The following is a 24,295-nucleotide window of genomic DNA, read 5'->3' as shown; positions in this document are numbered from 1 at the left end:
TTTACCCGCGAAGGGAGGGCTAAGCCCTCCCCCAGCGGTCTTCAGCCCTTCTTCACCCTGAACCAAGCCGCATACAACGCCGGCAGGAACAGCAGTGTTAGCACCGTGGCCACGATCAACCCGCCCATGATCGCCACCGCCATCGGCCCGTAGAACACACTACGTGACAACGGGATCATGGCCAGCACCGCCGCCAGCGCGGTCAGCACGATCGGTCGGAAGCGCCGCACCGTAGCCTCGATGATCGCCTGCCAGCGCTCCATCCCCGCTGCGATGTCCTGCTCGATCTGGTCCACCAGGATCACCGAGTTGCGCATGATCATCCCCGCCAACGCAATGGTGCCGAGCATGGCGACAAAGCCGAACGGCTGGCGGAACACCAGCAGGAACAGGGTCACCCCGATCAGCCCCAGCGGCGCGGTGAGGAACACCATCACCGTGCGCGAGAAACTGCGCAGCTGGATCATCAGCAAGCTCAGGACTACCACGATGAACAGTGGCATGCCGGCATTCACCGACTTCTGCCCCCGTTCGGAATCCTCCACCGTGCCGCCCACCTCCAGCAGGTAGCCATCGGGCAGCTTGGCGCGGATGTCCTGCAGGGTCGGCAGAATTTGCTTCACCAGCGTCGCCGGCTGCTCCTGGTCGTAGATATCGGCACGCACGGTCACCGTCGGCAAGCGGTTGCGGTGCCAGATAATGCCTTCTTCAAAGCCGTACTCCAGGGTCGCCACCTGCGACAGCGCCACGCTCTGGCCATTGTCGGTGGGCAACGCCAGGCTACCCAGGTTGCCCAGCTCGCTGCGTTCCTGCCGGGTGCCGCGCAGCAGGATCTCGATCAGTTCGTTGTCCTCGCGGTACTGGCTGACCGTGGTACCGATCAGCGAGCTTTGCAGGAAGCTCGCCAGGTGCGAAGTGCTCACGCCCAGCGCACGGGCGCGGTCCTGGTCGATTTCGAGGAACACCGCCTTGCTGGGTTCCTCCCAGTCCAGGTGCACGTTCACCACATGCGGGTTCTCGCGCACCTTGTCCGCCACTTCACGGGCCAGTGCACGGGCCTTCTCGATATGCTCGCCAGTGACCCGGAACTGCACCGGGTAACCCACGGGTGGGCCATTTTCCAGACGCGTGACCCGGGCGCGCAGGTCGGGGAACTGCTGGTCCACCGTGCTGATCAGCCAACTGCGCAGGCGTTCGCGGTCTTCCATCGACTTGGCCAGCACCACGAACTGGGCAAAGCTGGCTGCCGGCAGTTGCTGGTCCAGCGGCAGGTAGAAGCGCGGCGAGCCGGTGCCCACATAGGCCACGTAGTTGTCGATACCGTCCTGCTGCTTGAGCAGCGCCTCCAGCTGCTTGACCCGCTCGGCGGTATTGGCCAGCGAGGCGCCTTCGGCCAGCTTCAGGTCAACCATCAGCTCCGGGCGCCCGGAGGCCGGGAAGAACTGCTGGGGTACAAAGCGGAACAGCAGGAGGCTGCCGACAAAAGCGGCAACGGTCAGCAGGATTACCGTCTTGCGCCGCCGTACGCACCACTCCACCAGCCGTCGCACGCGCTGGTAGAACGGGGTGGCGTAGGGGTCGGGCGCATGGCCGTCCTTGCCATGGCGCGCGGCATGCAGCTTGGCCAGGTCGGGTAGCAGGCGCTCGCCCAGGTAAGGCACGAACACCACGGCCGCCACCCAAGAGGTCAGCAAAGCGATGGTGACCACCTGGAAGATCGACCGGGTGTATTCGCCCGTGCTGGAGGCCGCGGTGGCAATCGGCAGAAAGCCTGCTGCCGTGATCAGCGTACCGGTGAGCATCGGGAAGGCCGTACTCGTCCAGGCATAGCTGGCTGCCTTGAGGCGGTCATAGCCCTGCTCCATCTTGATCGCCATCATCTCCACGGCAATGATCGCGTCGTCCACCAGCAAGCCCAGGGCCAGCACCAGCGCGCCAAGGGAAATCTTGTGCAGGCCGATGCCGAAGTAGTGCATGGCGGCAAAGGTCATGGCCAACACCAGCGGAATGGCCAGCGCCACCACCAGGCCAGTGCGCAGGCCCAGCGAGAAGAAACTCACCAGCAGCACAATGACCAACGCCTCGACCAGCACCTGCACGAACTCGCCCACGCCAGCCTTGACCGCCGCCGGTTGATCCGAAACCTTGCGCAGCGCCATGCCGGCAGGCAGGTTATGCGCCAGGCGCTCGAACTCGCCTTCCAGGGCCTTGCCCAGTACCAGGATGTCGCCACCGTCTTTCATCGACACCGCCAGGCCAATGGCATCCTCGCCCATGAAGCGCATGCGCGGTGCAGGTGGGTCGTTGAAGCCACGGTGCACCTCGGCGACATCACCAATCCGGAAGGTGCGATCCCCCACGCGAATGGGGAACTGGCGGATCTGCTCGACACTGTCGAAACGCCCGCTCACGCGCAGTTGCAAGCGCTCGCTGGGCGTCTCGAAGAAACCGGCGGTGCTCACCGCGTTCTGTTCTTGCAACGCCTTCTGCACGGCTTCCAGGGGCACGCCGAGGGTGGCCAGCTTGAGGTTGGACAGCTCAATCCAGACTTTCTCGTCCTGCAGGCCGATCAGCTCGACCTTGCCCACATCCTTGACCCGCTGCAGCTGGATCTGGATACGGTCGGCGTAGTCCTTGAGCACCGCATAGTCAAAGCCTTCGCCAGTCAGCGCATAGATATTGCCGAAGGTGGTGCCGAACTCGTCGTTGAAGAACGGGCCCTGGATCTCCGGCGGCAAGGTGTGGCGAATGTCCGCAACCTTCTTGCGGATCTGGTACCACAACTGGGGGATGTCCTTGGAGTGCAGCGAGTCGCGGGCCATGAAGGTAACCTGCGATTCACCGGGGCGAGAGAACGAGACGATTCTCTCGTACTCACCGGTTTCCATCAGCTTCTTTTCGATGCGCTCGGTCACCTGTCGCGACACTTCTTCAGCGCTGGCGCCTGGCCACAGGGTGCGGATGACCATGGCCTTGAAGGTGAATGGCGGATCCTCGCTCTGGCCAAGCTTGGTGTACGACATGGCGCCAATGACGGCCAGCAGGATCATCAGGAACAGGACGATCTGGCGGTTGCGCAGCGCCCAGGCAGAAAGGTTGAAACCCATCGGGACTTACTCCTTGGCCGTCAGGTTCACTACACGGTTGCTGCGGTCCACGGGGCGTACCTCCTGGCCCTCGCGCAGTACATGGCCACCAGCGGCAACCACCCAGTCACCCGGGTCCAGGCCTTCGAGCACCGGCACGCTGTCGCTGCCATAAGCCCCCAGGCGCACGGTCGCCCGCTCCAGGCGGCTTTCCTTGTTCACCCGCCAGACATAGGCCTGACCGTTTTCCGCAGTCACGGCCGACAGCGGTACCGCCAGCGGGATCAGCCCGTCCTTGGCGATGAACACCCGGGCGCTCTGGCCCAGCTCGGCCGGTACGGCGGCCGTGGTAAAGGCGATGCGCGCCGCGAACGTGCGCGAGCGCGGGTCGGCGGCCGGTGACAGCTCGCGAATGCGCCCCTGAAAACGCGCCTGCGGGTTAGACCACAGCTCCACGCTCACCGATTGGCCCACAGCGAAGCGGGCGAACTGCTGCTCCGGCAGGCCGATGGCTACTTCTCGCTCGCCATCGGCGGCAAGGGTAAACACGGTCTGCCCGGCGGCGACCACCTGGCCCACTTCAACCTGGCGCTTGGCAATCACCCCGGCCTGCGGCGCACGCAATACGGCATATTCGGCCTGGTTGCCCGCCACCTCGAACTCGGCCTTGGCCTGCTTCAGACGGGCAAGGCCGGCGCGGTAGAGGTTTTCGGCGTTGTCGAACTGGGAGTGGCTGACCATCTGCCGTTCCAGCAACTTCTGGTAGCGGTCGCGCTCGGCGCGCACCAATGCCAGATTCGCCTCGGCAGCCGCCAGCTGGGCGCGATTGGCTTCAAGTTGCAGGCGCACGTCCTGCGGGTCCAGTTCGGCCAGCGGCTGGTCGGCCTTGACCCGCTGCCCCTCCTCCACCAGTCGCTTGCTGACCTTGCCGCCAATGCGGAAGGCCAGCTCCGGCTCGAAGCGCGCGCGCACTTCGCCGGGGTAACTGTCGGCAGCGGCTTCGGCAGGCTGTGGCTGCACCACCAGCGCCGGGCGCGGCGCGGCGGGTGGGGCGGCTTCCTGACCACACGCCGCCAGAAGCAGGGCAGCGGCGGCGGGCAGAGCGATGGACAAGGCATGGCGCAACATGATGAATCCTTTCGCGGAGTGCACATTTAATATTTGTACTGGCTGGTATATTAAATCAGCGCAACGATGCCGGGAAGGGTATGCGCGGGTTTTTCGAGGGTGCGGTTTGAGCCCATTACCCCCCGCGTTTCGCGCCTGGGTGCGCAGTGGGTGGTCAACGGCACCTTCGCAACGACATTCTTGTCAATCAACTGTCCACTGGCAGACAGCAGATAATGCAGCCTGGCTTTAGCCGGATGGCGCGTGACCCGTTAAGATGGTGAACCTTCAACCAGATGCAGACCACAATGTCCAACGACGCACCCATCGGCCCGGGCCGGCCCAAGGACCTGGCCAAGCGCGAGGCGATTCTCGAAGCGGCCAAGGCGCTGTTCCTCAGCCTTGGCTACGCCAACACCAGCATGGATGCGGTCGCTGCAGCGGCAGGTGTTTCAAAGCTCACCGTGTACAGCCACTTCACCGACAAGCAGACCCTGTTCTGCTCGGCGGTCATGGCCACCTGCCAGATCCAGTTGCCTGACCTGCTGTTCGAGTATCCCGAGGGGGTGCCGGTGGAAGACGTGCTGCTGACCATTGCCCGCAACTTCCAGGCGCTTATCAGCAGTGACGAAGCGGTCAAGCTCAGCCGCCTGATCATGGCCCAGGGCAGCCTGGACCCGAGTTTTGGCGAGTACTTCTACGAAGCCGGGCCCAAGCGCGTGCTCGCAGGCATGGAAGCGCTACTGCGCGGGGCACATGAGCGCGGACTGCTGCGCATCGACAACCCCTTGAGGGCGGCGGAGCATTTCTTCTGCCTGGTCAAGGGGGCGCCAGATTACCGCTTGCTGCTGGGATGTGCGGGGCCGCTGGAAGGCGATGAAGCCGAGGCGCATGTGCGCGAGGTGGTGGGGGTGTTCTTGAGGGCATTCAAACCCTGATATCTGGATATTTTTGCAGGCCTCTTCGCGAACTTACCCGCGAAGAGGCCTGGGCAGGCCACACAAACGTCAGGCTTTCAACGCCTTCTTCGGATAAATGTCATACCGGCTCGACTTGCCTTCCAGGCTGTGACTGGGCTTCGGCCCGTCGATGATCGGTGCCTTGCGCGGGCGCTTCACCACCACCCGATGGCTGGCCAGCGCCAGGGCGGCTTCGAGCAGGGCCGGGGCATCCAGGTCATCGCCCACCAAAGGCCGGAACACGCGCATTTCCTTTTTCACCAGGGCGCTCTTGTCCCGGTGCGGGAACATCGGGTCGAGGTAGATCACCTGCGGCGCCTCCCCTTCCCAGGCGCGCATGCGCTCGATGGCGTTGCCGGTCAACAGGCGCATGCGCCCGACAATCGGGCCCACCTCTTCATCCGCCCGCGCCCGCGCCAGGCCGTCCTCCAGCAGCGCGGCAATCAGCGGCTGGCGCTCGATCAGGGTCATCTGGCAGCCAAGGCTGGCCAGCACGAACGCGTCCTTGCCCAGCCCCGCCGTGGCATCCAGCACCTGCGGCCGGATACCTTGGGCAATGCCCACAGCCTTGGCGATCATCTGCCCGTTGCCACCGCCAAACTGGCGGCGATGCGCAGCCTGGCCTTCGACGAAGTCCACACGCACCGGCCCAGGCGCCTGCGGGCCCAGTTGCTGAATCTGCAAGCCGTCGGCGCCCACCTGCACCGCGAAGGCGGCGGTATCGTCCTGCAGCGGCAGGCCCAGGCGTTCAGCCCACACCCTGGCCTGTTGCGCATACTCAGCTGCCATCGCCTCGACCCTGATACCCGTGCCTTGCTCTTCCATCGTTCACACCCGAAAAATCAAACCAAGCCCTTAATGAATCGGCAGCCACGGCCGATACAGGCAATATCCCGCTATTCTGCCAGAGCACAGCGCGCACGACTGCCATGTCAGATACTCTTCCCATCGGCTTGACCTATTTGTCGCCTGTCGGCAACTACAGTCAGCACAACACCCAGGCACTCGGGGGCGTCAGCCACCTGTGGCAGGATTTCTTTGCCCGGGCCATGGCCGAGCAGCAGGAAGAGCCCGAAGACGGCGTCAGCCAGTCGTTCGTGCAGTACGACCAGGACAGCGGTGAACCCATCGGCGGCGCCCGTGCACTGGCCTTGATCGACGCCCAGCGCGCCTGCCCGGTGCACGACACCATCGTGGCGCCGCCCGAACCGTTGTTTCTGCCCAAGGCCGAGCTTGAAGCCAAGCTGCTGCCGCCCGCCCCCGAGCCGTTCAGCGCCATGGAACTGATCGAGCAACAGCGCCAGCTCGACATCAACAACAGCTGGCTGCGCCCGGTGGTGATGAACCAGGGTCAGCCGATCGCCGAACCCGGCCCTGGCCCCACGCCACGGTCATTGTTCCTGCCCATTGCCGAGTTCGAGACCAACCTGCTGGACCCGGCGCCCGAACCGTTCGACGACGCCACCCTGGCCAAGCAGCAGAATGACCTGGCGTTCGACATCCACTGGGCGCGCCCAGTGGTGCTGAACAACGTGCGCGCTCACGCCTGAGGCTAGCGGCACACCTGCCAGCGCCCCATGTCCAGGTGAAAGTGATTGTGGTGAGCCGCGTTGTAGTCCGGCCCCAGCACCGTGCTGAAGCTCTCGCAAGCCGCCCGCTGCACCCGACGCAGGAATTCGGCCTTCTGCCCACCCGCCTGCCAGTCACGCGCCAGCACGATCCGCTGGCCGTCCTGAAGGCGGAAACCGCTGATGTCCAGGGCATTGGCCGTGGCGTGCTGGCTCAAACGGCCCTGCTTGCGGTGGTAGACGTTGCGGCAGGCAAAGCTGCCCAGGTGATCGACCTGCGTCACCGCTTGCCCAAACACTTCCTGCGCCGCCGGCTGCAAGCCATGGTTTTCGAACAGTGCATAGGCCACCGCCAACGGGCAACTGGCCAGAAAGCTGCTGCCCAACCGCGCCTGGCCGCCCTCAATGCGCCATACGTTCTGCAGCGGGCAGTTGGCCGACGCCGGGCTGTCGGCTTGTGCCCGGTAACGCAGGTGGCTGGTTTCCAGCGCCTGCCGGCACAGCGCTGGGTCATCGCGCAGGCGCGACAGTTTGTAGGGGGTCAGCAGGTTGGGCGGCTGGCGTACGTCCAGCGGCGCCCAGGGGTTCCATGCGGCAGGCAGGCGCCAGCCGAAGTGCCAGGCCAGGCCGGCCACCGTCAGCAGGCCGGCCAGTAGCGCCAGCAATGCCCGCATCAGCGACGGAACAGGTCGTTCAGCTGGGCAAACGGCATGGTCTGCTCACCGTAGCCGAACGTGCCCTCATCGCGAATTTCCTGCGCGGCCCGGTAGAAGGCCCCGAGCGCAGCACGGGCCAGCGAAGAGCCAACGCTGACGCGGCGCACGCCCAGGTCCTGCAACTGGTTGACGCTCAGCGGCACGCCCGCCATGCCCATCAGCACATTCACAGGGCGCGGTGCGACTGCCTGCACCACGGCACGGATTTCCTCCACGGTGCGCAGCCCGGGGGCGTAGAGCACGTCGGCACCGGCTTCGGCATAGGCTTGCAGGCGCAGGATGGTGTCGTCGAGGTCCATGCGCCCGTGCAGCAGGTTTTCTGCACGGGCGCACAAGGTGAACGGGAATGGCAGGCTTCGCGCAGCCTGTACGGCAGCGCGCACGCGCTCCACAGCCAGCCCGAAGTCATAGATGGGCGCATCACTGCGGCCACTGGCATCTTCGATGGAACCGCCCACCAGGCCAATTTCGGCGGCACGCAGAATGGTCTGGGCACAGTCTTCGGGCAAGTCGCCAAAGCCGTTTTCCAGATCGGCGGCCACCGGCAGCGCAGTGGCATCGACGATCTCGCCGGCATTGTCCAGTGTATCGTCCAGGCTCAAGGCGCCTTCGGCGTCTGGCCGGCCCAGGCTGAAGGCCAGGCCTGCACTGGTGGTAGCCAGCGCCTCGAAACCCAGGCTGGCGAGCAACTTGGCGGAGCCGGCATCCCACGGGTTGGGGATGACGAACGCGCCGTCGCGCGCGTGTAACGCCTTGAAGGCCTCAGCTCGTAGGGTTTGCACATCCATGGTTCAACCTCCGGCAGTCAGGGAAAGGTCAGAGTAGCCCCAATTGTTCGACCTCAGGGGCGCGCGGCAATTCCGGCAAAGGTGCCAGGCCCGGCAGGCGTGCCATCAGGCGCTGATGGAAACGCTGGGCCAGCGCCGCAGCCAGGCGATTGTCCGAGGTGTGCAGGAAGATATAGGGATTGCGGCCTTCTTCGATCCAGGCGGCGACTTTCTCTACCCAAGGGCTAAGGAAGGTGTGATTGGCCTCCAGTTCCGGATGGCCAATGAAGCGAACCTGCGGGTGCTGGCTGAAGGCTGCCGGACGCGGTGGCACCTTAGGCTTCTTCGACTGCGCATGCAGCACGGCAGGGTCGCGCGAGGTACAACTGAACAACGCACGCGGATCGAGGCAGATACGCTCTACACCGCGTTCGTGCAGCAGGCGATTGAGCAGGCGTTCTTCCTCACCCTTGGCAAAAAAGGCCTGGTTGCGCACTTCCACAGCCACGGGTACGGCAATCTGATCGAGGAAGTGACAAAGCTCACCCAGCCGCGCCGGGCCGAACTGGGCCGGCAACTGCAGCCAGTAGGGTGATACGCGCTGGCCCAGCGGGGCCATCAGCCGAGTGAAGTCGAAGGCAGGCTCAAGCTGGTCTCGCAGGTCGCCTTCATGGCTGACATCCCGCGGAAACTTGGCAGTGAAGCGAAAGTGCTCTGGCATGACCTGCGCCCAGCGGGCAATGGTGCCGGGAGCGGGACGTGCGTAGAACGTGGTGTTGCCTTCGACGGCGTTGAATACCTGGCTGTAGAAGCCAAGCATTTGATTACTGTTGGCGTCAGCGGGGTACAGGTAGTCGCGCCAGGCGTTTTCGCTCCACGACGGGCAACCGAGAAAGTAAGGCAGTGGTAGGGGATTCATCCATCAAATGTACAGGTCGAGCCCCAGTACTTCCATGTCCCAGTCAGTAAAGCCTGCAGTGCTCAGGTAGCTGGCCAGTGCGGTGGCGGTGCGGCGGTCACGGGCGCGAGGGAAAACCATGTCCTGCTGGCGGGCTGGCAGGCCACCACCAGGGCGGCGGGCGGTGGCTTCCTGCGGGGCGGCTTCTGCCTCCTCGATCACCTCGGCGTCGTCGATGGCCTCGTCACGCACCGCTGCTTTGCGCGAGAGGCGCTTGAGCGGGTAGGACTGCGATGAGAAACCGTCGATACGCATGGCATGAGCACTCAGGACCAATGATGGCAATTTAGCAGCATCAGAGTTCCGTCGCTAATGCTTGAGTGATAACTGGACCACAGATCGCGCAAAAGGTTTTAGCGTGTTCGGCGATAATCGACGAACAGCACTCAGTGCTTCTTGGGCGTGGCTACATTATCGCGCAGATAAACCGGTTGCGCCTGCTCGGCGACGATTGCCTCGCCACGGGCCCAGGCAAATGTGGCCAGGCTGAGGACGTCGAGGGCGTTGGGCAAGGCACCCGGGTTGCTAGCCGCCACCTGTACCGCCAGGCGCTCGGCATAGCCCCATCCGGTACCGGCACCGAACCACTCGCCATTGCTGCCTGCCGGTAGCGCCACCTGCTCGGGCGGCAACACGGCTTCACGGCCGACCAGGCGCATTTCGCCCGCCGTGGCCTGGTAGCAGCCCCAGTACACTTCATCCATGCGCGCATCGATGGCAGCGGCCACCTGCTGCACGCCATGCTCGCGCAATGCACCCTGGGCCAAAGCGGCCAGGTTGGACACCGGCAGCACTGGGCGTTCGAGGGCGAAGGCCAGGCCTTGCACAACCCCGATGGCAATACGCACGCCGGTGAACGCGCCCGGGCCACGGCCAAAGGCAATGGCATCCAGCGCATTCAGTGCCACGCCAGCGTCGGCCAGCAGTTGCTTGATCATCGGCAGCAGCTTCTGGGCATGCATGCGCGGGATCACCTCGTAATGGCTGGTTACCTTGCCGTCATGCAGCAGCGCGACGGAACAGGCTTCGGTGGCGGTATCCAGGGCCAGCAGGGTGGTCATCGAACGGGTATCCAGATGCGAATGAAAAAGAGCGGCAGTATAGAGCAGCAGCGGCGTTGTGTCCCGAGGGGGCCGCTGTGCGGCCCATCACGCTGATTTCAAAGCCTGCACTGGCCCTGGAGGAGCGACCTTGCGTCGCGAAAAGGGCCGCAAAGCGGCCCCAGGGTTTCAGCGGTACACACCATTGTCTGGGGCTGCTCTGCAGCCCTTTCGCGACACAAGGCCGCTCCCACAGAAGCGGGCCGTTGTCGAGGTGCGTCAGGCGCCGGATCAGCTCAGGGCTGCCAGGACCTTGGCGGTGATGGCTTCAACCGAGCCGACACCTTCGATGTGGCTGTACTTCGGCTTGCCGCCATTGGCAGCCGACAGCTTCTGGTAGAAATCCACCAGCGGCTTGGTCTGGCTGTGGTAGACCGACAGGCGATGGCGAACGGTTTCTTCTTTGTCGTCGTCACGCTGGATCAGGTCTTCACCGGTCTCGTCGTCCTTGCCTTCCACTTTCGGCGGGTTGTACTGAATGTGGTAGGTACGGCCCGACGCCAGGTGCACGCGGCGGCCAGCCATGCGGCCGACGATTTCTTCGTCGTCCACGGCAATTTCGACCACGGCATCAATGTCGACACCGGCAGCGACCATGGCTTCGGCCTGTGGGATGGTGCGTGGGAAGCCGTCGAACAGGCAGCCGTTGGCGCAATCAGGCTGAGCGATGCGCTCCTTCACCAGGCTGATGATCAACTCGTCGGAGACCAGCTGACCGGCATCCATGACTTTCTTCAGCTCCAGGCCCAGCGGAGTGCCGGCCTTGACGGCGGCACGCAGCATGTCACCGGTGGAGATCTGTGGAATACCGAACTTTTCGGTGATGAACTTTGCCTGAGTACCTTTACCGGCCCCGGGAGCTCCCAGCAGAATTACGCGCATCTTGTGCTCCTCAAATTTTTGTATGAAATTCAATGGATTCGGCGACCAGGGCCAAGTCCGGATAATCGGGTATGACCATAAATCGGTCAGAAGGCTGCTCAAGATACACAGCGCCCGGCAGCCAGACAAGCGTCCCAAAGTTGCAGGAATGCGCCACTTGCGGCTGACCGGGCAGGCGGTTGCGCCTGGCGCAACCACCCTCCCCGTCATTGTGCCGGGCCTGTATGGCCGTCACCAGACATGGCCCGGGCTTGCCCTTAGCCGGTGTTGCGCAGCCCGGCGGCAATACCCGCCACGGTCACCAGCAAGGCCTGCTCCAACGGGCTGTCCAGAGCGGCTTCGCGGCTGCGCGAGCGGGCCAGCAACTCTGCCTGCAGGCGGTGCAACGGGTCCAGATAGGTATTGCGCAGGCTAATGAATTCCAGTGTCTCGGGGCTGTGCGCCAGTAGCACCGGCTGCCCGGTCAGACCCAGCACTACCTGGCATGACTGCGACAATAGGTCGCGCAGGTGCGCACCTAAAGGACGCAAGTGCGGTTGCACCAGACGTTCGTCGTAGGCCTCGGCAATTTGTGCATCCGCTTTGGCCAGTACCATTTCCAGCATGTCGATGCGGGTGCGGAAGAACGGCCATTGCTCACGCATTTGCGCCAGCAACTCACCCTGACCACGGGCCAATGCATTGGTCAGCGCCGTTTCCCAGCCCAGCCAGGCCGGCAGCATCAGCCGGGTCTGGGTCCAGCCGAAGATCCACGGGATGGCCCGCAGGCTTTCGATGCCCCCGGCGCGACGTTTTGCCGGGCGGCTGCCCAACGGCAGGCGCCCCAGTTCCTGTTCTGGCGTCGACTGGCGGAAGTACTCGACGAAATCGGGATTCTCCCGTACCACGCTGCGGTAGGCCTGGACACCATCGGCGGCCAACTGGTCCATCACTTCACGCCAGGCCGGCTGCGGGGGCGGTGGTGGCAACAGCGTGGCTTCAAGCACGGCAGCCAGGTACAGGTTGAGGTTTTGCTCGGCGATGCCCGGCAAGCCGAACTTGAAGCGGATCATTTCACCCTGCTCGGTGGTGCGGAAACGCCCCGCCACCGAACCCGGTGGCTGCGACAGGATCGCGGCATGGGCCGGGCCGCCGCCTCGCCCGACCGTACCGCCACGGCCGTGGAACAGCAGCAGCTCGACCTGATGCTCGGCACAGATGCGCACCAGGTTTTCCTGAGCCCGGTACTGCGCCCAGGCAGCAGCCGTGGTGCCGGCGTCCTTGGCCGAATCGGAGTAGCCGATCATCACTTCCTGCGGGCCGCGCAGGCCCGCGCGGTAGCCCGGCAGGCCAAGCAGGCGCTGCATGACCGGGCCGGCATTGTCGAGGTCGGCCAAGGTCTCGAACAGTGGCACCACACGCATGGGGCGGGTCAGGCCGGCTTCCTTGAGCAACAGTTGCACCGCCAATACATCCGAGGCGGCACCGGCCATGGAGATGACGTAAGACCCCAGCGAGGCGGCCGGCGCAGCGGCCACTTCCCGGCAGGTCGCCAGCACTTCGGCGGTGTCCGCTTGCGGCTTGAAATGCGCAGGTAACAGGGGCCGGCGGTTTTTCAGCTCGGCCTGGAGGAACGCGATGCGCTGCTCCTCATCCCAGTCGGCGTAACGCCCCAGGCCCAGGTAATCGGTAATCTCGGTCAGCGCATCACGGTGGCGGGCAGCGTCCTGGCGTACGTCCAGGCGGCCCAGGAACAGGCCGAAGGTCACCGCACGACGCAGGCAGTCAAGCAGCGGCCCCTCGGCGATCACGCCCATGCCGCATTCGTGCAGTGACTGGTAGCACAGCTCCAGCGGCGCGATCAGCTCGCGGTTGTCCACCAGCACGTCGGCACCGGCCGGTTGGTTGCTGGTCAAGGCCGAATGCGCCCATGCGCGTGTCGCACGCAGGCGGTCGCGCAGTTGCTTGAGCACAGCACGGTAGGGTTCGGCACTGTCGCCAACCTGTTTGCGCAGGGCGTCGTTGGCCTGCTGCATGGACAACTCGGCGGCCAGTGCATCGATGTCGCGCAGGAACAGGTCGGCGGCCATCCAGCGCGCCAGCAGGAGTACTTCGCGGGTGACGGCAGCCGTTACATTGGGGTTGCCATCACGGTCCCCACCCATCCACGAGGCAAAGCGAATCGGCGCGGCCTCCAGCGGCAGGCGCAGGCCAGTGGCCTCCAGCAGGGCCTTGTCGACCTTGCGCAGGTGGCTGGGGATGGCATGCCACAGTGAATGCTCGATCACTGCGAAACCCCACTTGGCCTCGTCTACCGGCGTAGGCCGGGTACGGCGGATTTCCTCGGTGTGCCAGGCCTCGGCGATCAGCCGGCGCAGGCGTTCACGCACTTGCTGGCGTTCTGCCGGGGTCAGGTCACGATGGTCCTGCGCGGCCAGTTGGCCGGCGATCGCGTCGTACTTCTGGATCAGCGTGCGACGGGCCACTTCGGTGGGGTGTGCGGTGAGCACCAACTGGATATCGAGCTTGGCCAGTTGCCGGGCCAGGGCATCGTTGCTGTGGCCGGCCTGCTTCAAGCGCCCCAGCAGCTCGGGCAGTACCTGCGCTTCGAACGGCTCGGGCTGGTCAGCGTCGCGGCGGCGGATCAACTGGTACTGCTCGGCCATGTTGGCCAGGTTGAGGAACTGGTTGAAGGCCCTCGCTACGGGCAGCAGGTCTTCTTCGGCCAGGTCCGCCAAGGTTGAGCTCAGCTGCTCACCCGGGCCACGGCGGTCGGCCTTGGCACTGTGGCGGATGTCCTCGATTTTCTGCAGGAACGCATCGCCGTGCTGTTGGCGAATGGTTTCGCCAAGCAGCTCCCCCAACACATGGACATCTTCACGCAAACGCACATCGATATCGGTCACTGGCGCTCTCTCCGTTGCATCCCTCTCAGCCTTGGCGCGCCCTGTGCCAGAGCGGGTTAACCCGTGAAGAGCCCAATGCGGTGCCTGGCACCGGCGTTGCCGGTGTTCGCGGGTAAACCCGCTCCTACAGGGGGGCGGTATCCCCCAAGAGTGCCCACAGCCGGGCGACGATGGCAAGCCGTGATCGGCCAAACCAAACTAAAGTGAAAGCACAGCACTCCCATGCAGTGCAGCCTTTCCAGGCGTCAACAGAGGTCATCATGAAAATCCGTGAACTCGCCCAGCACTGGGAACAGAATGCCGCCGGTACCCTCAGCCGTACCGGCCATGTCCTGCATCTGGACCTGGAGTCCGAAGCGCGCCTGGCCGCGCTGATCGACATGTACCCCAAGCGCACCGCCGAAGAACTGCTCGGCGAACTGGTCGCCGCCGCCCTTGAAGAACTGGAAGCCAGTTTCCCCTATGTGCAGGGCCGCCAGGTCATCGCCACCGACGAAGAAGGCGACCCGCTGTACGAAGACGTTGGTCCTACGCCGCGCTTTCTCTCCCTGTCCCGCCAGCACCTGCACAACTTGAGCAACGCGACAGTCGACACCGACAAATAATCCTGCGCCCCAGCATTCCGGGCCTGCTCAAGGCCCGGAATACCGCTCCAGCCTGGGAAAGTTCCAGGTCAATCGCACTGACCGATCAGTCAGAAATAGTTATTCGATTACAGCGCTTTTTTCTGAACTATTCGAAAAACGTTCGAGTCGGAGCCAATAGCCATCACGCTAAAACCCTGCACACTGCCCTCGTGCACCGTTGAGCTGAAGCGCGCGGTTTTGTCAGGGATTGAGCGATGGACTGCTACGGACATCGTCGTTATCAGGAGTGATCCAATGGAGCTGACCACCATGAAGACCCGCACTAGCCAACTGTCATCCACTCATGTGCGCGGGTTCAAGCTGGCCGCGCTGGCGCTGGGCAGTAGCCTGGTCCTGGCCGGCTGTGCGGGCAATCCGCCCACCGAGCAGTATGCCGTTACCCAGTCCGCCGTGAACTCCGCCGTCAGCGCTGGCGGTACCGAGTTCGCCGCCGTGGAAATGAAAGCGGCTCAGGACAAGTTCAAGCAAGCCGAAATCGCCATGCATGACAAGAAGTACGACGAGGCCAAGCGCCTGGCCCAACAGGCCGAATGGGATGCACGCCTCGCCGAACGCAAGGCCCAGGCAGCTAAAGCCCAGAAGGCCGTGCAGGATGCCCGCCAGGGCGTTCAGGACGTACGTGAGGAAGGCCTGCGCAGCGCTCAATAAGCCCTGCCCCGCCAACCTTAGCCTTCGCACACGATCAAAGGATGAACACTATGCGCAAACACGTCATGATTCCCGCCCTGCTGGCCCTGAGCGTCGGTCTTGCTGCCTGCTCGCACGATCCGAATGCCAACCTGGAATCGGCCCGCACCAACTTCTCCTCGCTGCAGAGCGACCCGCAAGCGAGCAAAGTCGCGGCACTGGAGACCAAGGACGCCCAGGACTGGCTGAACAAGGCCGACAAGGCCTACATGGACCGTGAAGACGAGAAGAAAGTCGACCAATTGGCCTACCTGACCAACCAGCGCGTCGAAGTGGCCAAACAGACCATTGCCCTGCGCACCGCCGAAGCTGAACTGAAGAATGCCTCGGCCCAGCGCGCCCAAGCCAAGCTGGATGCCCGCGACGCGCAGATCGCCAAGCTGCAGGACAGCCTCAACGCCAAGCAGACCGACCGCGGAACGCTGGTGACCTTCGGCGACGTGCTGTTCGACTTCAACAAGGCCGAACTCAAGAGCAGCGCTTACCCGAACATCACCAAGCTGGCCCAGTTCCTTCAGGAAAACCCGGAACGCAAGGTGATCGTCGAGGGCTACACCGACAGCGTCGGCTCGGCCAACTACAACCAGACCCTGTCCGAGCGCCGTGCCAACAGCGTGCGCATGGCACTGGTGCGTGCCGGGGTAGATCCGGCGCGTATCGTTTCCCAGGGCTATGGCAAGGAGTACCCGGTAGCGGACAACTCGAGCAACTCGGGACGTGCGCAGAACCGTCGGGTGGAGGTGACCATCTCCAACGACAACCAGCCGGTGGCACCACGCTCGGTGAGCCAGGTTCAGCGCTAAGGCTGGCTAGCTGAAAGGACAAGCCCCGCGATCGACGCGGGGCTTTCTTTTGCCTGTTCGGGCCTCTTCGCGGGCACGCCCGCTCCCACAGGTACGGCGCCAGTTTCGAGTTTTGCGCGACCCTGTGGGAGCGGGCGTGCCCGCGAAGAGGCGAGTTCAGGCAGCAGGGATAATGGCTCACTGCACCTGCTGCGGTGTTTCCTCGCCCATGCAGCGCACCGCGCGCTTGCGGTTGTCCACCAGCACGCCGGTCAGGCCTTTCTGCTGGGTGTCGAACAGCACCAGCACGCCGTCGACGCACTGGGCCACTTGCGGCGCCGGGTCCAGCGATACCTTGTAGTCCTCGCCGGGGATGGTCTTGAGCATGGTGAAATCCTGCAGCAGCAGGGCATCTTCGGGCTTGGCGAAATGCAGGTAACCGTAATACCACAAGGCCCCCACCGTCACGATGATGCTGCCGACGCCGGTCAGGATCAGCGGGATGGCGTTGCGTTCTTCACTCATTGCTTGTTCTTCTCGTCAGGGAAATTGGGCACTTCGGCAAGCCGCCGCAGGCCGTTGAAATGGCTGGGGTCATCGAGGAACCGCAGCATCACCTGGCGCCAGGTAGGGTCGGCGAAGGTCTGCACGTGCCCCCCTCGGGTCAGTTGCAGCACCCGCGGTGGTGGCGCGTGCTGATACAGGCGGATGCCGTTGTCCATCGGCACCAGGTTGTCGTCGATGCTGTGGAAAAACAACTTGGGCGGGCTGCTCAATCGCTCGATCGAGTGGATCGCGCTGTCGCCGTCCGGCACTAGCCACGACAGCGGAACCTGCAATGGCCAGGTCATCCAGGAGGTGCTGAGCGCAAAGCGCCCCACCGCGCGGTAACTGGCCGGCACGCCATCGAACACCAGGGCGCTGAAGCGCTGACGCTGCTCGGGGTGGGCCGCCAGGTAATGAATGGCCATGGCACCGCCCAGGCTCTGCCCCAGCAGTACCAGTGGCTTGTCCTTGACCTCGGGCGCCTGCTCCAGCCAGGCCATGGCTGCAGCAATGTCCTGGTACACCTCCGGCAGGCTCGGCTGGCCCTGAGACAAGCCATAGCCGCGGTAATCGATCATGAACACCTGGTAGCCCTGCTCCGGCAACCAGTAGCTCCCCCCCAGGTGCCCTGGCAGGTTACCGCCGTTGCCGTGCAGGTGCAGCACCGTGCCTTTGACCTCGACCCCGGCCTTGGCTGGCAGCCACCAACCGTGAAGGCGGATGCCATCAGCAGTGGTCAGTGTGACATCGCGGTATTCCAGCTTGGCGCGCTCCGGGGTGAAGGCCTGACCACGCTCGGGGTAGAACAACAGGCTGCTGCAGCCGCCAAGGCTCACCAGGACCAGGCCGAGGACGAGCAGGCGGCAGTGCTCAGAGAATGTTCGCGTAGTCGGCTTCAATGCGATCCAGGCTCAGGTGGTTGAGGAAGTTGGAGAAGCACATCCAGGCCGACAACGCACTCAGGTCGCGGAACTGTTCAGGCAGGTACTTGGGCGGCTCGACCAACCCTTCCTCGACAAGTTGGCGCAGGGTGCGCATGTCTTCCAGCGTGGTCTTGCCACAGAACAGCAACGGGATCTGTTCCAGTTTGCCCTTCTTCACGGCCAACTGAATGTAGTTGTAAACCATGATGAAGCCCTTGAGATAGGACAAGTCCTTGGTGAATGGCAGGCCGTTGGGTACCGACCCGCGGAACACCCGGCTGGCGTTGCTGTAGCTCTGCGCCATCTCGAAGCCCTGCTCGCGGAAGAAACCGTAGACCTGCATGAAGTCTGCACCCTCCTCGACCATGTGGATGGCACGGGTGCGGTTGGTGAGCTTGCGCAGGCGGCTGGGGTAGGAGGCAAAGGCAATCACCTCCATGAGAATCGCCAGGCCCTCCTGGGTTACCGTCGATGAGGGCGGGCCCTTGGCCAGGAAGGTGCAGATCGGCTGGTTCAGGCCATTGAGCGTGGTGCCGACATGCACCAACCCTTCATGCACCTCCAGGGCGCGCACATCGCGGGCGTTGAACATGGCATCGGCACGCACCTTGATGTAGTCGGCACCGGCTGCGGCATCGGCGACGATACCGTCGGACTCGAACACGCGAATGGTCCCTTCAGCCTCGCCGAACACGTTGTTCAGCCGGTGCTGGAGGATCTCCACCGCCTCCTTGGCGGTGAGATTCTTTGGCTCATCCTTGAGGTCACCACGGCCATCGATGTTGTTCAGGTAGTCCGACAGCATCAAGCCAAGGTCGGCCAGGGTCGGATCACCGGCGTGGAAAGCATCCGAGGCGGCGCCGTACAGCTCCTGGGAGATCAGGCCGAAGTCCTCGGTACCGCGCGCTTCAAGCATGCGCACCACCATGCGGTATTCGCGGCACATGCGCTTCATGATCTGCCCGACCGGGTTGAACTGGCCCAACTGGCGAATGATGTCGCGCTCGATGCCCTGGAACTCGGCCTTGACCGCGCTGGAGTCGAACGACAGCGGGCGCGATTGGTAGTAGGCGCGATCAACCGCCGGCGGCTCCTTGCCCTTGGCCTTGAGAAAGCCCTGGCGGATGTTGTCGTCCCACTTCACCGCGTCCAGGACCCGGATAGGCGTCTGTGCTGCGACGATGCGGTCGGACAGGGCGCGGATGGTTTGCTGGTATTCGTCCACCGGGGACTCCTTTCTAGTACACGAAACCTGTACCGGCCTCTTCGCGGGCAAGCCCGCTCCTACAGGGATATCACGGAGCCCAGGCTTGGTAAGGCCCCTGTAGGAGCGGGCCTGCCCGCAAAGAGGCCGGTACAGGCAACTACTTGCCGGAACGCTGGAACCGCGCCACTTCGACGAACAGGTCGGAGTTGGCCGGGTCGTCCAGGTAGGCCAGCACCCTCGCCGCCGGGCTGTCGATCAGCACGCCGTCGCCGTTGTCCTCCGGCACCTCTGTACTGCGACCAATCAGTTCCTTCTTGTCCACCGCCTGCTGTACCTGCTCGACATCCAGGTTGTAGACCACCAGTTCCTTGCCATCGACGATATCGAAGCCGCCAATCAGGAAATTGCCACCCAGGCGCTTGGGCACGCCAGCCGACAAGTACCAGCGGTTGCCGTGGCGTGACACGGTGAACACGTACTCTTCAGGCGCCTTGCCCTTGGCCGTGGCCACTGCCTTGTAGGCGTCGCCACCGCTACGGCTGATCACCAGTTTCAACGGCTCTCCCCAGGCGTCCTTGCTGCTCCACTTGCCGAGCAAGGCCTTGGGCGCTGCCTGGTTGCTGGGCAAAGGCTCATGGAAGGTCACCAGACAACCGCCCAGCAGCAGGAATGACAAAGTCAACAACACCACACGCCAGGCTCTCATCAGGTTCTCCTTGAAAAGGTCGTTCTCGGCTCAGGCCGATGCCAGCACCAGCTGCAGGTATCGGGTAAGCATAGCGAGCATCTGCCCATCGGCTTGCGCATTCGCTTGCTTGAGCAGGCCTTGATATTCCAACTGCTCGATAATCGCCGTCAACATCTGTGCATCCTGCTCCGGCTGCCGCGAGCCCACGACCTGCAGCAATTGCCGGGTGCCGTGCAGCAGGATCTGCTCATGAGCGCACACCAGCTCAGCCAGTCGCGGGCACAGCAATGCTTCCTGGCGGAAAGCCTGCTCGGCCATCAGGAAGTCACGGCGGTTCAGCAGTTGCCGCTGAACGTAGTCGGCGGTCATGCGCGCCACCTCGTCAGCCAGCCGCGCCCGGGCCTGCGGGCTGCCATCGCCCTGTGCCAGCAACTGGCGCAACACCACCTCGGTGTTGGCCCACAGCTTGGCCATGTAAGCCGCACTGCGCTCGACGTACTGGGCAAAGGTATCGGTGAGCAGGTCCTCGATGTCCTTGAAGTAGTAGGTGGTGGCCGACAATGGCACGCCGGCCTCGGCGGCCACTGCCCGGTGGCGCACACCGCGCACGCCATCGCGCACGACAATGCGCATGGCGGCATCGAGAATCAACTGGCGACGCTGTTCGCTGCCTTGGCGGGCAGTCTTGCGGCCTTGGTATTGCACGCTTTCGGCGACGGCGGTGGCGATGCCGGCGGCGCCTTGGTCAGGCATGGCGGGTGTCACGGGGGATACCTCATGGGCGTGTTTCGTCAGTGCTGGCCCCTTCGCGGGTAAACCCGCTCCTACAAGGCCTTTGTAGGAGCGGGTTTACCCGCGAAGAGGCCGGTACTGACAACATAAAGCTTCAGGCAAGAAAAAGCCGCCTCGAAAGGCGGCTCGTTCAGCTCACTCAGGCCTGCGGACGCATGTGCGGGAACAGGATGACGTCGCGGATCGACGGCGAGTTGGTCAGCAGCATCACCAGGCGGTCGATGCCGATGCCTTCACCGGCGGTCGGCGGCATGCCGTACTCCAGCGCACGAACGAAGTCGGCGTCATAGTGCATGGCTTCATCGTCACCCGCGTCCTTCTCGGCCACCTGGGCCAGGAAGCGCTCGGCCTGATCTTCGGCATCGTTGAGCTCGGAGTAGGCGTTGGCGATTTCGCGGCCACCGATGAACAGCTCGAAACGGTCGGTAACGGCCGGGTTGTCGTCGTTGCGACGGGCCAGCGGCGACACTTCGAACGGGTACTCGGTAATGAAGTGCGGCTGTTCCAGCTTGTGCTCGACCAGCTCTTCGAAAATCATCACCTGCAGCTTGCCCAGGCCTTCATGGCCCAGCACCTTGGCGCCGGCCTTCTTGGCAATCTCACGGGCGCGGTCGACGTCCTGCAGGTCGGCAGCGGTCAGCTCCGGGTTGTACTTCAGGATCGAGTCGAACACCGAGAGGCGTACGAACGGCTCGCCGAAGTGGAAGACCTTGTCGCCGTACGGTACGTCGGTAGAGCCCAGTACCAGTTGCGCCAGCTCGCGGAACAGTTCCTCGGTGAGGTCCATGTTGTCGCGGTAGTCGGCGTAGGCCTGGTAGAACTCGAGCATGGTGAATTCAGGGTTGTGACGAGTCGAAACGCCTTCGTTGCGGAAGTTACGGTTGATCTCGAACACTTTCTCGAAGCCACCGACCACCAGACGCTTGAGGTACAGCTCCGGCGCGATACGCAGGAACATGGCCATGTCCAGGGCGTTGTGGTGGGTTTCGAACGGCTTGGCTGCCGCACCGCCCGGGATGGTCTGCAGCATCGGCGTTTCGACTTCAAGGAAGTCACGCTCGATGAGGAACTTGCGGATGTGCGAGATCACCTGCGAACGCACCCGGAAGGTGTGGCGGGTTTCTTCGTTGACCATCAGGTCGACGTAGCGCTGGCGGTAGCGCTGCTCGGTGTCGGTCAGGCCGTGGTGCTTGTCGGGCAGCGGGCGCAGCGACTTGGTCAGCAGGCGCACGTTGGTCATTTCGACGTACAGGTCGCCCTTGCCGGAACGGGCCAGGGTGCCTTCGGCGCTGATGATGTCGCCCAGGTCCCAGGTCTTGACCGCAGCCAGGGTTTCTTCCGGCAGGGTCTTGCGGTTGACGTAGACCTGAATACGGCCAGTCATGTCCTGGATAACCATGAACGAGCCACGGTTGAGCATGATGCGGCCGGCTACCTTGACCGGGATCGCGGCTGCTTCCAGCTCTTCCTTGGTCTTGTCCGCGTACTGCTTCTGCAGGTCGTTGCAGTAGCTGTCGCGACGGAAGTCGTTGGGGAAGGCATTGCCCTTGGCACGCTCGGCGGCAAGTTTTTCCTTGCGCAGGGCGATCAGGGCGTTTTCTTCCTGTTGCAGGTCTTGCGATTCGGTCTTCAGGTCGCTCATGTCGTCATTCTTTCCATCAGGTATTCGTTGCCCGTTCCGGGCAGGGCACGCGCTACCGGCGGCTGGCCAGGTAGCGCGGCATGGGTGTGCGGCTTACAGGCCCTGCTTGAGGCTCGCTTCCAGGTACTGGTCAAGGTCGCCATCGAGGACCTTCTGGCAGTCGCTGCGTTCGACGCCGGTACGCAGGTCCTTGATGCGCGAGTCATCCAGCACGTAGGAGCGAATCTGGTGGCCCCAGCCGATGTCCGACTTGCTGTCTTCCAGCGCCTGCGAAGCAGCGTTGCGCTTCTGCATTTCCAGCTCGTACAACTTGGCCCGCAGCATTTTCATGGCGGTGTCCTTGTTGGCGTGCTGGGAACGTTCGTTCTGGCAGGCCACCACGGTGTTGGTAGGCACGTGGGTGATACGCACCGCAGAGTCGGTGGTGTTCACGTGCTGACCACCGGCACCCGAGGAGCGGTAGGTGTCGATACGCAGGTCGGACGGGTTGATGTCGATCTCGACCTTGTCGTCGATCTCAGGCGACACGAACACCGCCGAGAACGACGTATGACGACGGGCGCCGGAGTCGAACGGGCTTTTGCGCACAAGGCGGTGCACGCCGATCTCGGTGCGCAGCCAGCCGAAGGCGTACTCGCCCTTGATATGCACGGTGGCGCCCTTGATACCGGCGACCTCGCCTTCGGAAAGCTCGATGATGGTGGCGTCGAAACCGCGCTTGTCGGCCCAGCGCAGGTACATACGCAGCAGGATGTTGGCCCAGTCCTGCGCTTCGGTACCGCCGGAGCCGGCCTGGATGTCCAGGTAGGCGTTGTTCATGTCCATCTCGCCGCTGAACATGCGACGGAACTCAAGCTGGGCCAGGTTCTCTTCCAGGCCTTCCAGCTCGGTCACGACGTCGCTAACGGCGTTCTCGTCATTTTCCTCGACGGCCATGTCGAGCAGGTCCTTGCAGTCGGCCAGGCCGCCGGACAGCTTGTCCAGGGTCTCGACGACCTGGGCCAGCATGGCACGCTCGCGGCCCAGTGCCTGGGCGTACTCGGGCTTGTTCCAGACGTTGGGGTCTTCCAGCTCGCGGTTGACTTCGATCAGGCGGTCATGCTTGTGATCGTAGTCAAAGATACCCCCGAATTGACTGGGAACGCTCGGTGAGGTCCTTGATGGTGTTCAGGATCGGTTGGATTTCCATGGGCGGGCTACTCGTGCGAATTCGGTGAAAAGCCCGCGAGTATAACCGAGTCCGCAGCATGGCGGCAGACCCGCCGGGCGGTCGTATGTCGATAGGGCAACCTGCGCTCCCACACAGGCCGCGCCGTCTCCAGGAGCTCAGGCGATGCCGACTTGGTTACGCCCACCGTTCTTGGCCAGGTAAAGACCTTTATCGGCCGCCGAAATCAGCTGCCGGCAATGGCTGCCGATAGCCGGAGTCTGGGTGGCCAGGCCGATGCTCACGGTCAAGAACGTATCAGCCGTCGGCGCTGTATGGGGGATGCCAAGGCCCAGCACGGTCTGGCGCAGTTTTTCAGCCACCAGCCGCGCCCCGCCTGGCGAGGTATTGGGCAGCACCAGGGCGAACTCTTCGCCGCCATAGCGCGCCGGCAGGTCGGTCGGCCGCGAGCACGAGCTACGGATGGCTTCGGCGACCTGGCGCAAGGCCTCGTCACCGGCCAGATGGCCAAAACTGTCGTTGTAGACTTTGAAGTAATCCACGTCGATCATCAGCAACGACAACTGCTGCTGTTCACGCATGGCCCGGCGCCATTCCAGCTCCAGGTATTCGTCGAAGTGCCGGCGGTTGGACAGCCCGGTCAGGCCATCGGAGTTCATCAGCCGCTGCAGCATCAGGTTGGAATCAAGCAACTGCTGCTGGCTGACGCGCAGGGCACGGTAGGCCTCGTCGCGCTGCAGCAGGGTCAGGTAGGAACGCGAGTGGTAGCGGATGCGGGCGACCAGTTCGATGGTGTCAGGCAGCTTGACCAGGTAATCGTTGGCCCCGGCGGCAAATGCTGCACTCTTGACCAGCGGGTCTTCCTTGGTCGACAGGACGATGATCGGGATGTCCTGGGTCACCGGGTTGTTGCGGTACTCGCGCACCAGGGTCAAGCCGTCCAGGCCAGGCATGATCAGGTCTTGAAGAATGACCGTGGGTTTGATGCGCATGGCCTGGGCCACCGCCTGGTGCGGGTCGGCACAGAAGTGGAAGTCGATGTTGTCTTCATTGGCCAAGCCACGCCGCACCGCTTCGCCGATCATGGCCTGATCGTCGACCAGCAGCACCATCGCCGAGTTCTCGTTGGTGGTCGCGAAACCTTCGATCGGTAAATCATTCATCATTGTTCACCCGATCACTACC

23 protein-coding genes are annotated in these 24,295 nt (G+C 63.6%); 5 read left to right on the top strand and 18 right to left on the bottom strand.

Going from position 1 to position 24,295, the window contains the following annotated elements; translation table 11 throughout:
* Nucleotides 1-41: 41 nt before the first annotated feature.
* On the bottom strand, nucleotides 42-3,107 hold the full coding sequence (locus V6093_RS23370; protein ID WP_108079130.1) for an efflux RND transporter permease subunit: 3,066 nt from the start codon (nucleotides 3,105-3,107) through the stop codon (nucleotides 42-44).
* A gap of 6 nt (nucleotides 3,108-3,113) precedes the next feature.
* Nucleotides 3,114-4,214: an efflux RND transporter periplasmic adaptor subunit gene (locus V6093_RS23365; RefSeq protein ID WP_047604489.1), complete on the bottom strand. Its 1,101-nt coding sequence runs from the start codon at nucleotides 4,212-4,214 to the stop codon at nucleotides 3,114-3,116.
* Between the two features lie 275 nt (nucleotides 4,215-4,489).
* Between V6093_RS23365 and V6093_RS23360 the strand changes: the two genes are divergently transcribed.
* The gene (locus V6093_RS23360; RefSeq protein WP_047604488.1) at nucleotides 4,490-5,131 is read left to right on the top strand and encodes a TetR/AcrR family transcriptional regulator; all 642 of its coding nucleotides are present in this window, start codon (nucleotides 4,490-4,492) and stop codon (nucleotides 5,129-5,131) included.
* A gap of 69 nt (nucleotides 5,132-5,200) precedes the next feature.
* On the opposite strand, the gene V6093_RS23355 is transcribed toward V6093_RS23360, so the two are convergent.
* A complete protein-coding gene (locus V6093_RS23355) occupies nucleotides 5,201-5,977 on the bottom strand; it encodes a class I SAM-dependent methyltransferase (RefSeq protein ID WP_012053560.1) in 777 nt (258 codons plus the stop codon).
* Between the two features lie 104 nt (nucleotides 5,978-6,081).
* Here V6093_RS23355 and V6093_RS23350 point away from each other — a divergent pair, with 104 nt between their 5' ends.
* Nucleotides 6,082-6,702 carry an energy transducer TonB gene (locus tag V6093_RS23350; RefSeq protein WP_265979945.1) on the top strand — a complete coding sequence of 207 codons (621 nt, stop codon included), beginning with the start codon at nucleotides 6,082-6,084 and terminating at the stop codon, nucleotides 6,700-6,702.
* Nucleotides 6,703-6,704: 2 nt separating this feature from the next.
* On the opposite strand, the gene V6093_RS23345 is transcribed toward V6093_RS23350, so the two are convergent.
* The 7 genes from V6093_RS23345 to ppc all read right to left on the bottom strand — a co-directional run bounded on the left by V6093_RS23345 (nucleotide 6,705) and on the right by ppc (nucleotide 14,028).
* Nucleotides 6,705-7,394 carry an extensin family protein gene (locus tag V6093_RS23345; protein ID WP_108078109.1) on the bottom strand — a complete coding sequence of 230 codons (690 nt, stop codon included), beginning with the start codon at nucleotides 7,392-7,394 and terminating at the stop codon, nucleotides 6,705-6,707.
* Nucleotides 7,394-8,224 carry an oxaloacetate decarboxylase gene (locus V6093_RS23340; protein ID WP_012053563.1) on the bottom strand — a complete coding sequence of 277 codons (831 nt, stop codon included), beginning with the start codon at nucleotides 8,222-8,224 and terminating at the stop codon, nucleotides 7,394-7,396. Before V6093_RS23340 ends, V6093_RS23345 begins: the two co-directional genes overlap by 1 nt.
* A gap of 28 nt (nucleotides 8,225-8,252) precedes the next feature.
* On the bottom strand, nucleotides 8,253-9,122 hold the full coding sequence (locus V6093_RS23335; RefSeq protein ID WP_014754297.1) for a DUF72 domain-containing protein: 870 nt from the start codon (nucleotides 9,120-9,122) through the stop codon (nucleotides 8,253-8,255).
* A gap of 3 nt (nucleotides 9,123-9,125) precedes the next feature.
* On the bottom strand, nucleotides 9,126-9,416 hold the full coding sequence (locus V6093_RS23330) for a hypothetical protein (protein WP_003252232.1): 291 nt from the start codon (nucleotides 9,414-9,416) through the stop codon (nucleotides 9,126-9,128).
* A 131-nt stretch (nucleotides 9,417-9,547) separates the two neighbouring features.
* Entirely contained in the window at nucleotides 9,548-10,222 is a 675-nt protein-coding gene (gene tsaB, locus V6093_RS23325) for a tRNA (adenosine(37)-N6)-threonylcarbamoyltransferase complex dimerization subunit type 1 TsaB (RefSeq protein WP_003252230.1), read from the bottom strand.
* A gap of 270 nt (nucleotides 10,223-10,492) precedes the next feature.
* Nucleotides 10,493-11,143 (bottom strand): adenylate kinase, encoded by a 651-nt coding sequence (gene adk, locus V6093_RS23320; RefSeq protein ID WP_004575467.1) that lies wholly within the window; start codon nucleotides 11,141-11,143, stop codon nucleotides 10,493-10,495.
* A gap of 257 nt (nucleotides 11,144-11,400) precedes the next feature.
* On the bottom strand, nucleotides 11,401-14,028 hold the full coding sequence (gene ppc / locus V6093_RS23315) for a phosphoenolpyruvate carboxylase (protein WP_104962445.1): 2,628 nt from the start codon (nucleotides 14,026-14,028) through the stop codon (nucleotides 11,401-11,403).
* Between the two features lie 260 nt (nucleotides 14,029-14,288).
* Here ppc and V6093_RS23310 point away from each other — a divergent pair, with 260 nt between their 5' ends.
* From V6093_RS23310 to V6093_RS23300, 3 genes are all read left to right on the top strand, one after another.
* Nucleotides 14,289-14,633: a hypothetical protein gene (locus V6093_RS23310; protein WP_003252225.1), complete on the top strand. Its 345-nt coding sequence runs from the start codon at nucleotides 14,289-14,291 to the stop codon at nucleotides 14,631-14,633.
* A 276-nt stretch (nucleotides 14,634-14,909) separates the two neighbouring features.
* Entirely contained in the window at nucleotides 14,910-15,323 is a 414-nt protein-coding gene (locus V6093_RS23305; RefSeq protein ID WP_003252223.1) for a DUF4398 domain-containing protein, read from the top strand.
* Between the two features lie 50 nt (nucleotides 15,324-15,373).
* Nucleotides 15,374-16,165, top strand: coding sequence for an OmpA family protein (locus V6093_RS23300; protein WP_003252221.1), 792 nt, complete (start codon nucleotides 15,374-15,376; stop codon nucleotides 16,163-16,165).
* Nucleotides 16,166-16,342: 177 nt separating this feature from the next.
* On the opposite strand, the gene V6093_RS23295 is transcribed toward V6093_RS23300, so the two are convergent.
* The 8 genes from V6093_RS23295 to wspR form a co-directional block, all read right to left on the bottom strand.
* Nucleotides 16,343-16,669 (bottom strand): hypothetical protein, encoded by a 327-nt coding sequence (locus V6093_RS23295; RefSeq protein WP_003252219.1) that lies wholly within the window; start codon nucleotides 16,667-16,669, stop codon nucleotides 16,343-16,345.
* Entirely contained in the window at nucleotides 16,666-17,589 is a 924-nt protein-coding gene (locus V6093_RS23290; protein WP_047604485.1) for an alpha/beta hydrolase, read from the bottom strand. Before V6093_RS23290 ends, V6093_RS23295 begins: the two co-directional genes overlap by 4 nt.
* Nucleotides 17,561-18,838, bottom strand: a complete 1,278-nt coding sequence (locus tag V6093_RS23285) for a flavohemoglobin expression-modulating QEGLA motif protein (protein ID WP_003252215.1) — start codon at nucleotides 18,836-18,838, stop codon at nucleotides 17,561-17,563. The genes V6093_RS23290 and V6093_RS23285 overlap by 29 nt, the downstream gene beginning before the upstream one ends.
* Before the next feature lie 139 nt (nucleotides 18,839-18,977).
* Nucleotides 18,978-19,526, bottom strand: coding sequence for a hypothetical protein (locus tag V6093_RS23280; RefSeq protein ID WP_047604484.1), 549 nt, complete (start codon nucleotides 19,524-19,526; stop codon nucleotides 18,978-18,980).
* 30 nt (nucleotides 19,527-19,556) lie between these two features.
* Nucleotides 19,557-20,261, bottom strand: coding sequence for a TetR/AcrR family transcriptional regulator (locus V6093_RS23275; RefSeq protein WP_003252210.1), 705 nt, complete (start codon nucleotides 20,259-20,261; stop codon nucleotides 19,557-19,559).
* 178 nt (nucleotides 20,262-20,439) lie between these two features.
* Nucleotides 20,440-21,942 carry a lysine--tRNA ligase gene (gene lysS / locus V6093_RS23270; RefSeq protein ID WP_003252208.1) on the bottom strand — a complete coding sequence of 501 codons (1,503 nt, stop codon included), beginning with the start codon at nucleotides 21,940-21,942 and terminating at the stop codon, nucleotides 20,440-20,442.
* Nucleotides 21,943-22,035: 93 nt separating this feature from the next.
* Nucleotides 22,036-23,131 (bottom strand): peptide chain release factor 2 gene (gene prfB / locus V6093_RS23265; protein WP_103340239.1). Its coding sequence is split into 2 segments (ribosomal slippage): nucleotides 22,036-23,058 and nucleotides 23,060-23,131, totalling 1,095 coding nucleotides; the frame shifts between segments, so codons are not numbered across the junction.
* 137 nt (nucleotides 23,132-23,268) lie between these two features.
* Nucleotides 23,269-24,273: a Wsp signal transduction system regulator diguanylate cyclase WspR gene (gene wspR / locus V6093_RS23260; RefSeq protein ID WP_029615556.1), complete on the bottom strand. Its 1,005-nt coding sequence runs from the start codon at nucleotides 24,271-24,273 to the stop codon at nucleotides 23,269-23,271.
* Between the last annotated feature and the right edge of the window lie 22 nt (nucleotides 24,274-24,295).

The sequence above is a fragment of the Pseudomonas putida group bacterium ESBL64 genome, assembly GCF_045277175.1.
GTDB classification, from domain to species: domain Bacteria; phylum Pseudomonadota; class Gammaproteobacteria; order Pseudomonadales; family Pseudomonadaceae; genus Aquipseudomonas; species Aquipseudomonas alloputida.
This window is presented reverse-complemented; position numbering and strand designations above follow the sequence as displayed.

What these genes read in the sequence shown, in the direction of transcription:
- V6093_RS23370 (WP_108079130.1), bottom strand. Translation starts at nt 3,107, where the DNA reads ATGGGTTTCAACCTTTCTGCCTGGGCGCTGCGCAACCGCCAGATCGTC.
- V6093_RS23365 (WP_047604489.1), bottom strand. Translation starts at nt 4,214, where the DNA reads ATGTTGCGCCATGCCTTGTCCATCGCTCTGCCCGCCGCCGCTGCCCTG.
- V6093_RS23360 (WP_047604488.1), top strand. Translation starts at nt 4,490, where the DNA reads ATGCAGACCACAATGTCCAACGACGCACCCATCGGCCCGGGCCGGCCC.
- V6093_RS23355 (WP_012053560.1), bottom strand. Translation starts at nt 5,977, where the DNA reads ATGGAAGAGCAAGGCACGGGTATCAGGGTCGAGGCGATGGCAGCTGAG.
- V6093_RS23350 (WP_265979945.1), top strand. Translation starts at nt 6,082, where the DNA reads ATGTCAGATACTCTTCCCATCGGCTTGACCTATTTGTCGCCTGTCGGC.
- V6093_RS23345 (WP_108078109.1), bottom strand. Translation starts at nt 7,394, where the DNA reads ATGCGGGCATTGCTGGCGCTACTGGCCGGCCTGCTGACGGTGGCCGGC.
- V6093_RS23340 (WP_012053563.1), bottom strand. Translation starts at nt 8,224, where the DNA reads ATGGATGTGCAAACCCTACGAGCTGAGGCCTTCAAGGCGTTACACGCG.
- V6093_RS23335 (WP_014754297.1), bottom strand. Translation starts at nt 9,122, where the DNA reads ATGAATCCCCTACCACTGCCTTACTTTCTCGGTTGCCCGTCGTGGAGC.
- V6093_RS23330 (WP_003252232.1), bottom strand. Translation starts at nt 9,416, where the DNA reads ATGCGTATCGACGGTTTCTCATCGCAGTCCTACCCGCTCAAGCGCCTC.
- tsaB (WP_003252230.1), bottom strand. Translation starts at nt 10,222, where the DNA reads ATGACCACCCTGCTGGCCCTGGATACCGCCACCGAAGCCTGTTCCGTC.
- adk (WP_004575467.1), bottom strand. Translation starts at nt 11,143, where the DNA reads ATGCGCGTAATTCTGCTGGGAGCTCCCGGGGCCGGTAAAGGTACTCAG.
- V6093_RS23310 (WP_003252225.1), top strand. Translation starts at nt 14,289, where the DNA reads ATGAAAATCCGTGAACTCGCCCAGCACTGGGAACAGAATGCCGCCGGT.
- V6093_RS23305 (WP_003252223.1), top strand. Translation starts at nt 14,910, where the DNA reads ATGGAGCTGACCACCATGAAGACCCGCACTAGCCAACTGTCATCCACT.
- V6093_RS23300 (WP_003252221.1), top strand. Translation starts at nt 15,374, where the DNA reads ATGCGCAAACACGTCATGATTCCCGCCCTGCTGGCCCTGAGCGTCGGT.
- V6093_RS23295 (WP_003252219.1), bottom strand. Translation starts at nt 16,669, where the DNA reads ATGAGTGAAGAACGCAACGCCATCCCGCTGATCCTGACCGGCGTCGGC.
- V6093_RS23280 (WP_047604484.1), bottom strand. Translation starts at nt 19,526, where the DNA reads ATGAGAGCCTGGCGTGTGGTGTTGTTGACTTTGTCATTCCTGCTGCTG.
- V6093_RS23275 (WP_003252210.1), bottom strand. Translation starts at nt 20,261, where the DNA reads ATGCCTGACCAAGGCGCCGCCGGCATCGCCACCGCCGTCGCCGAAAGC.
- lysS (WP_003252208.1), bottom strand. Translation starts at nt 21,942, where the DNA reads ATGAGCGACCTGAAGACCGAATCGCAAGACCTGCAACAGGAAGAAAAC.
- wspR (WP_029615556.1), bottom strand. Translation starts at nt 24,273, where the DNA reads ATGAATGATTTACCGATCGAAGGTTTCGCGACCACCAACGAGAACTCG.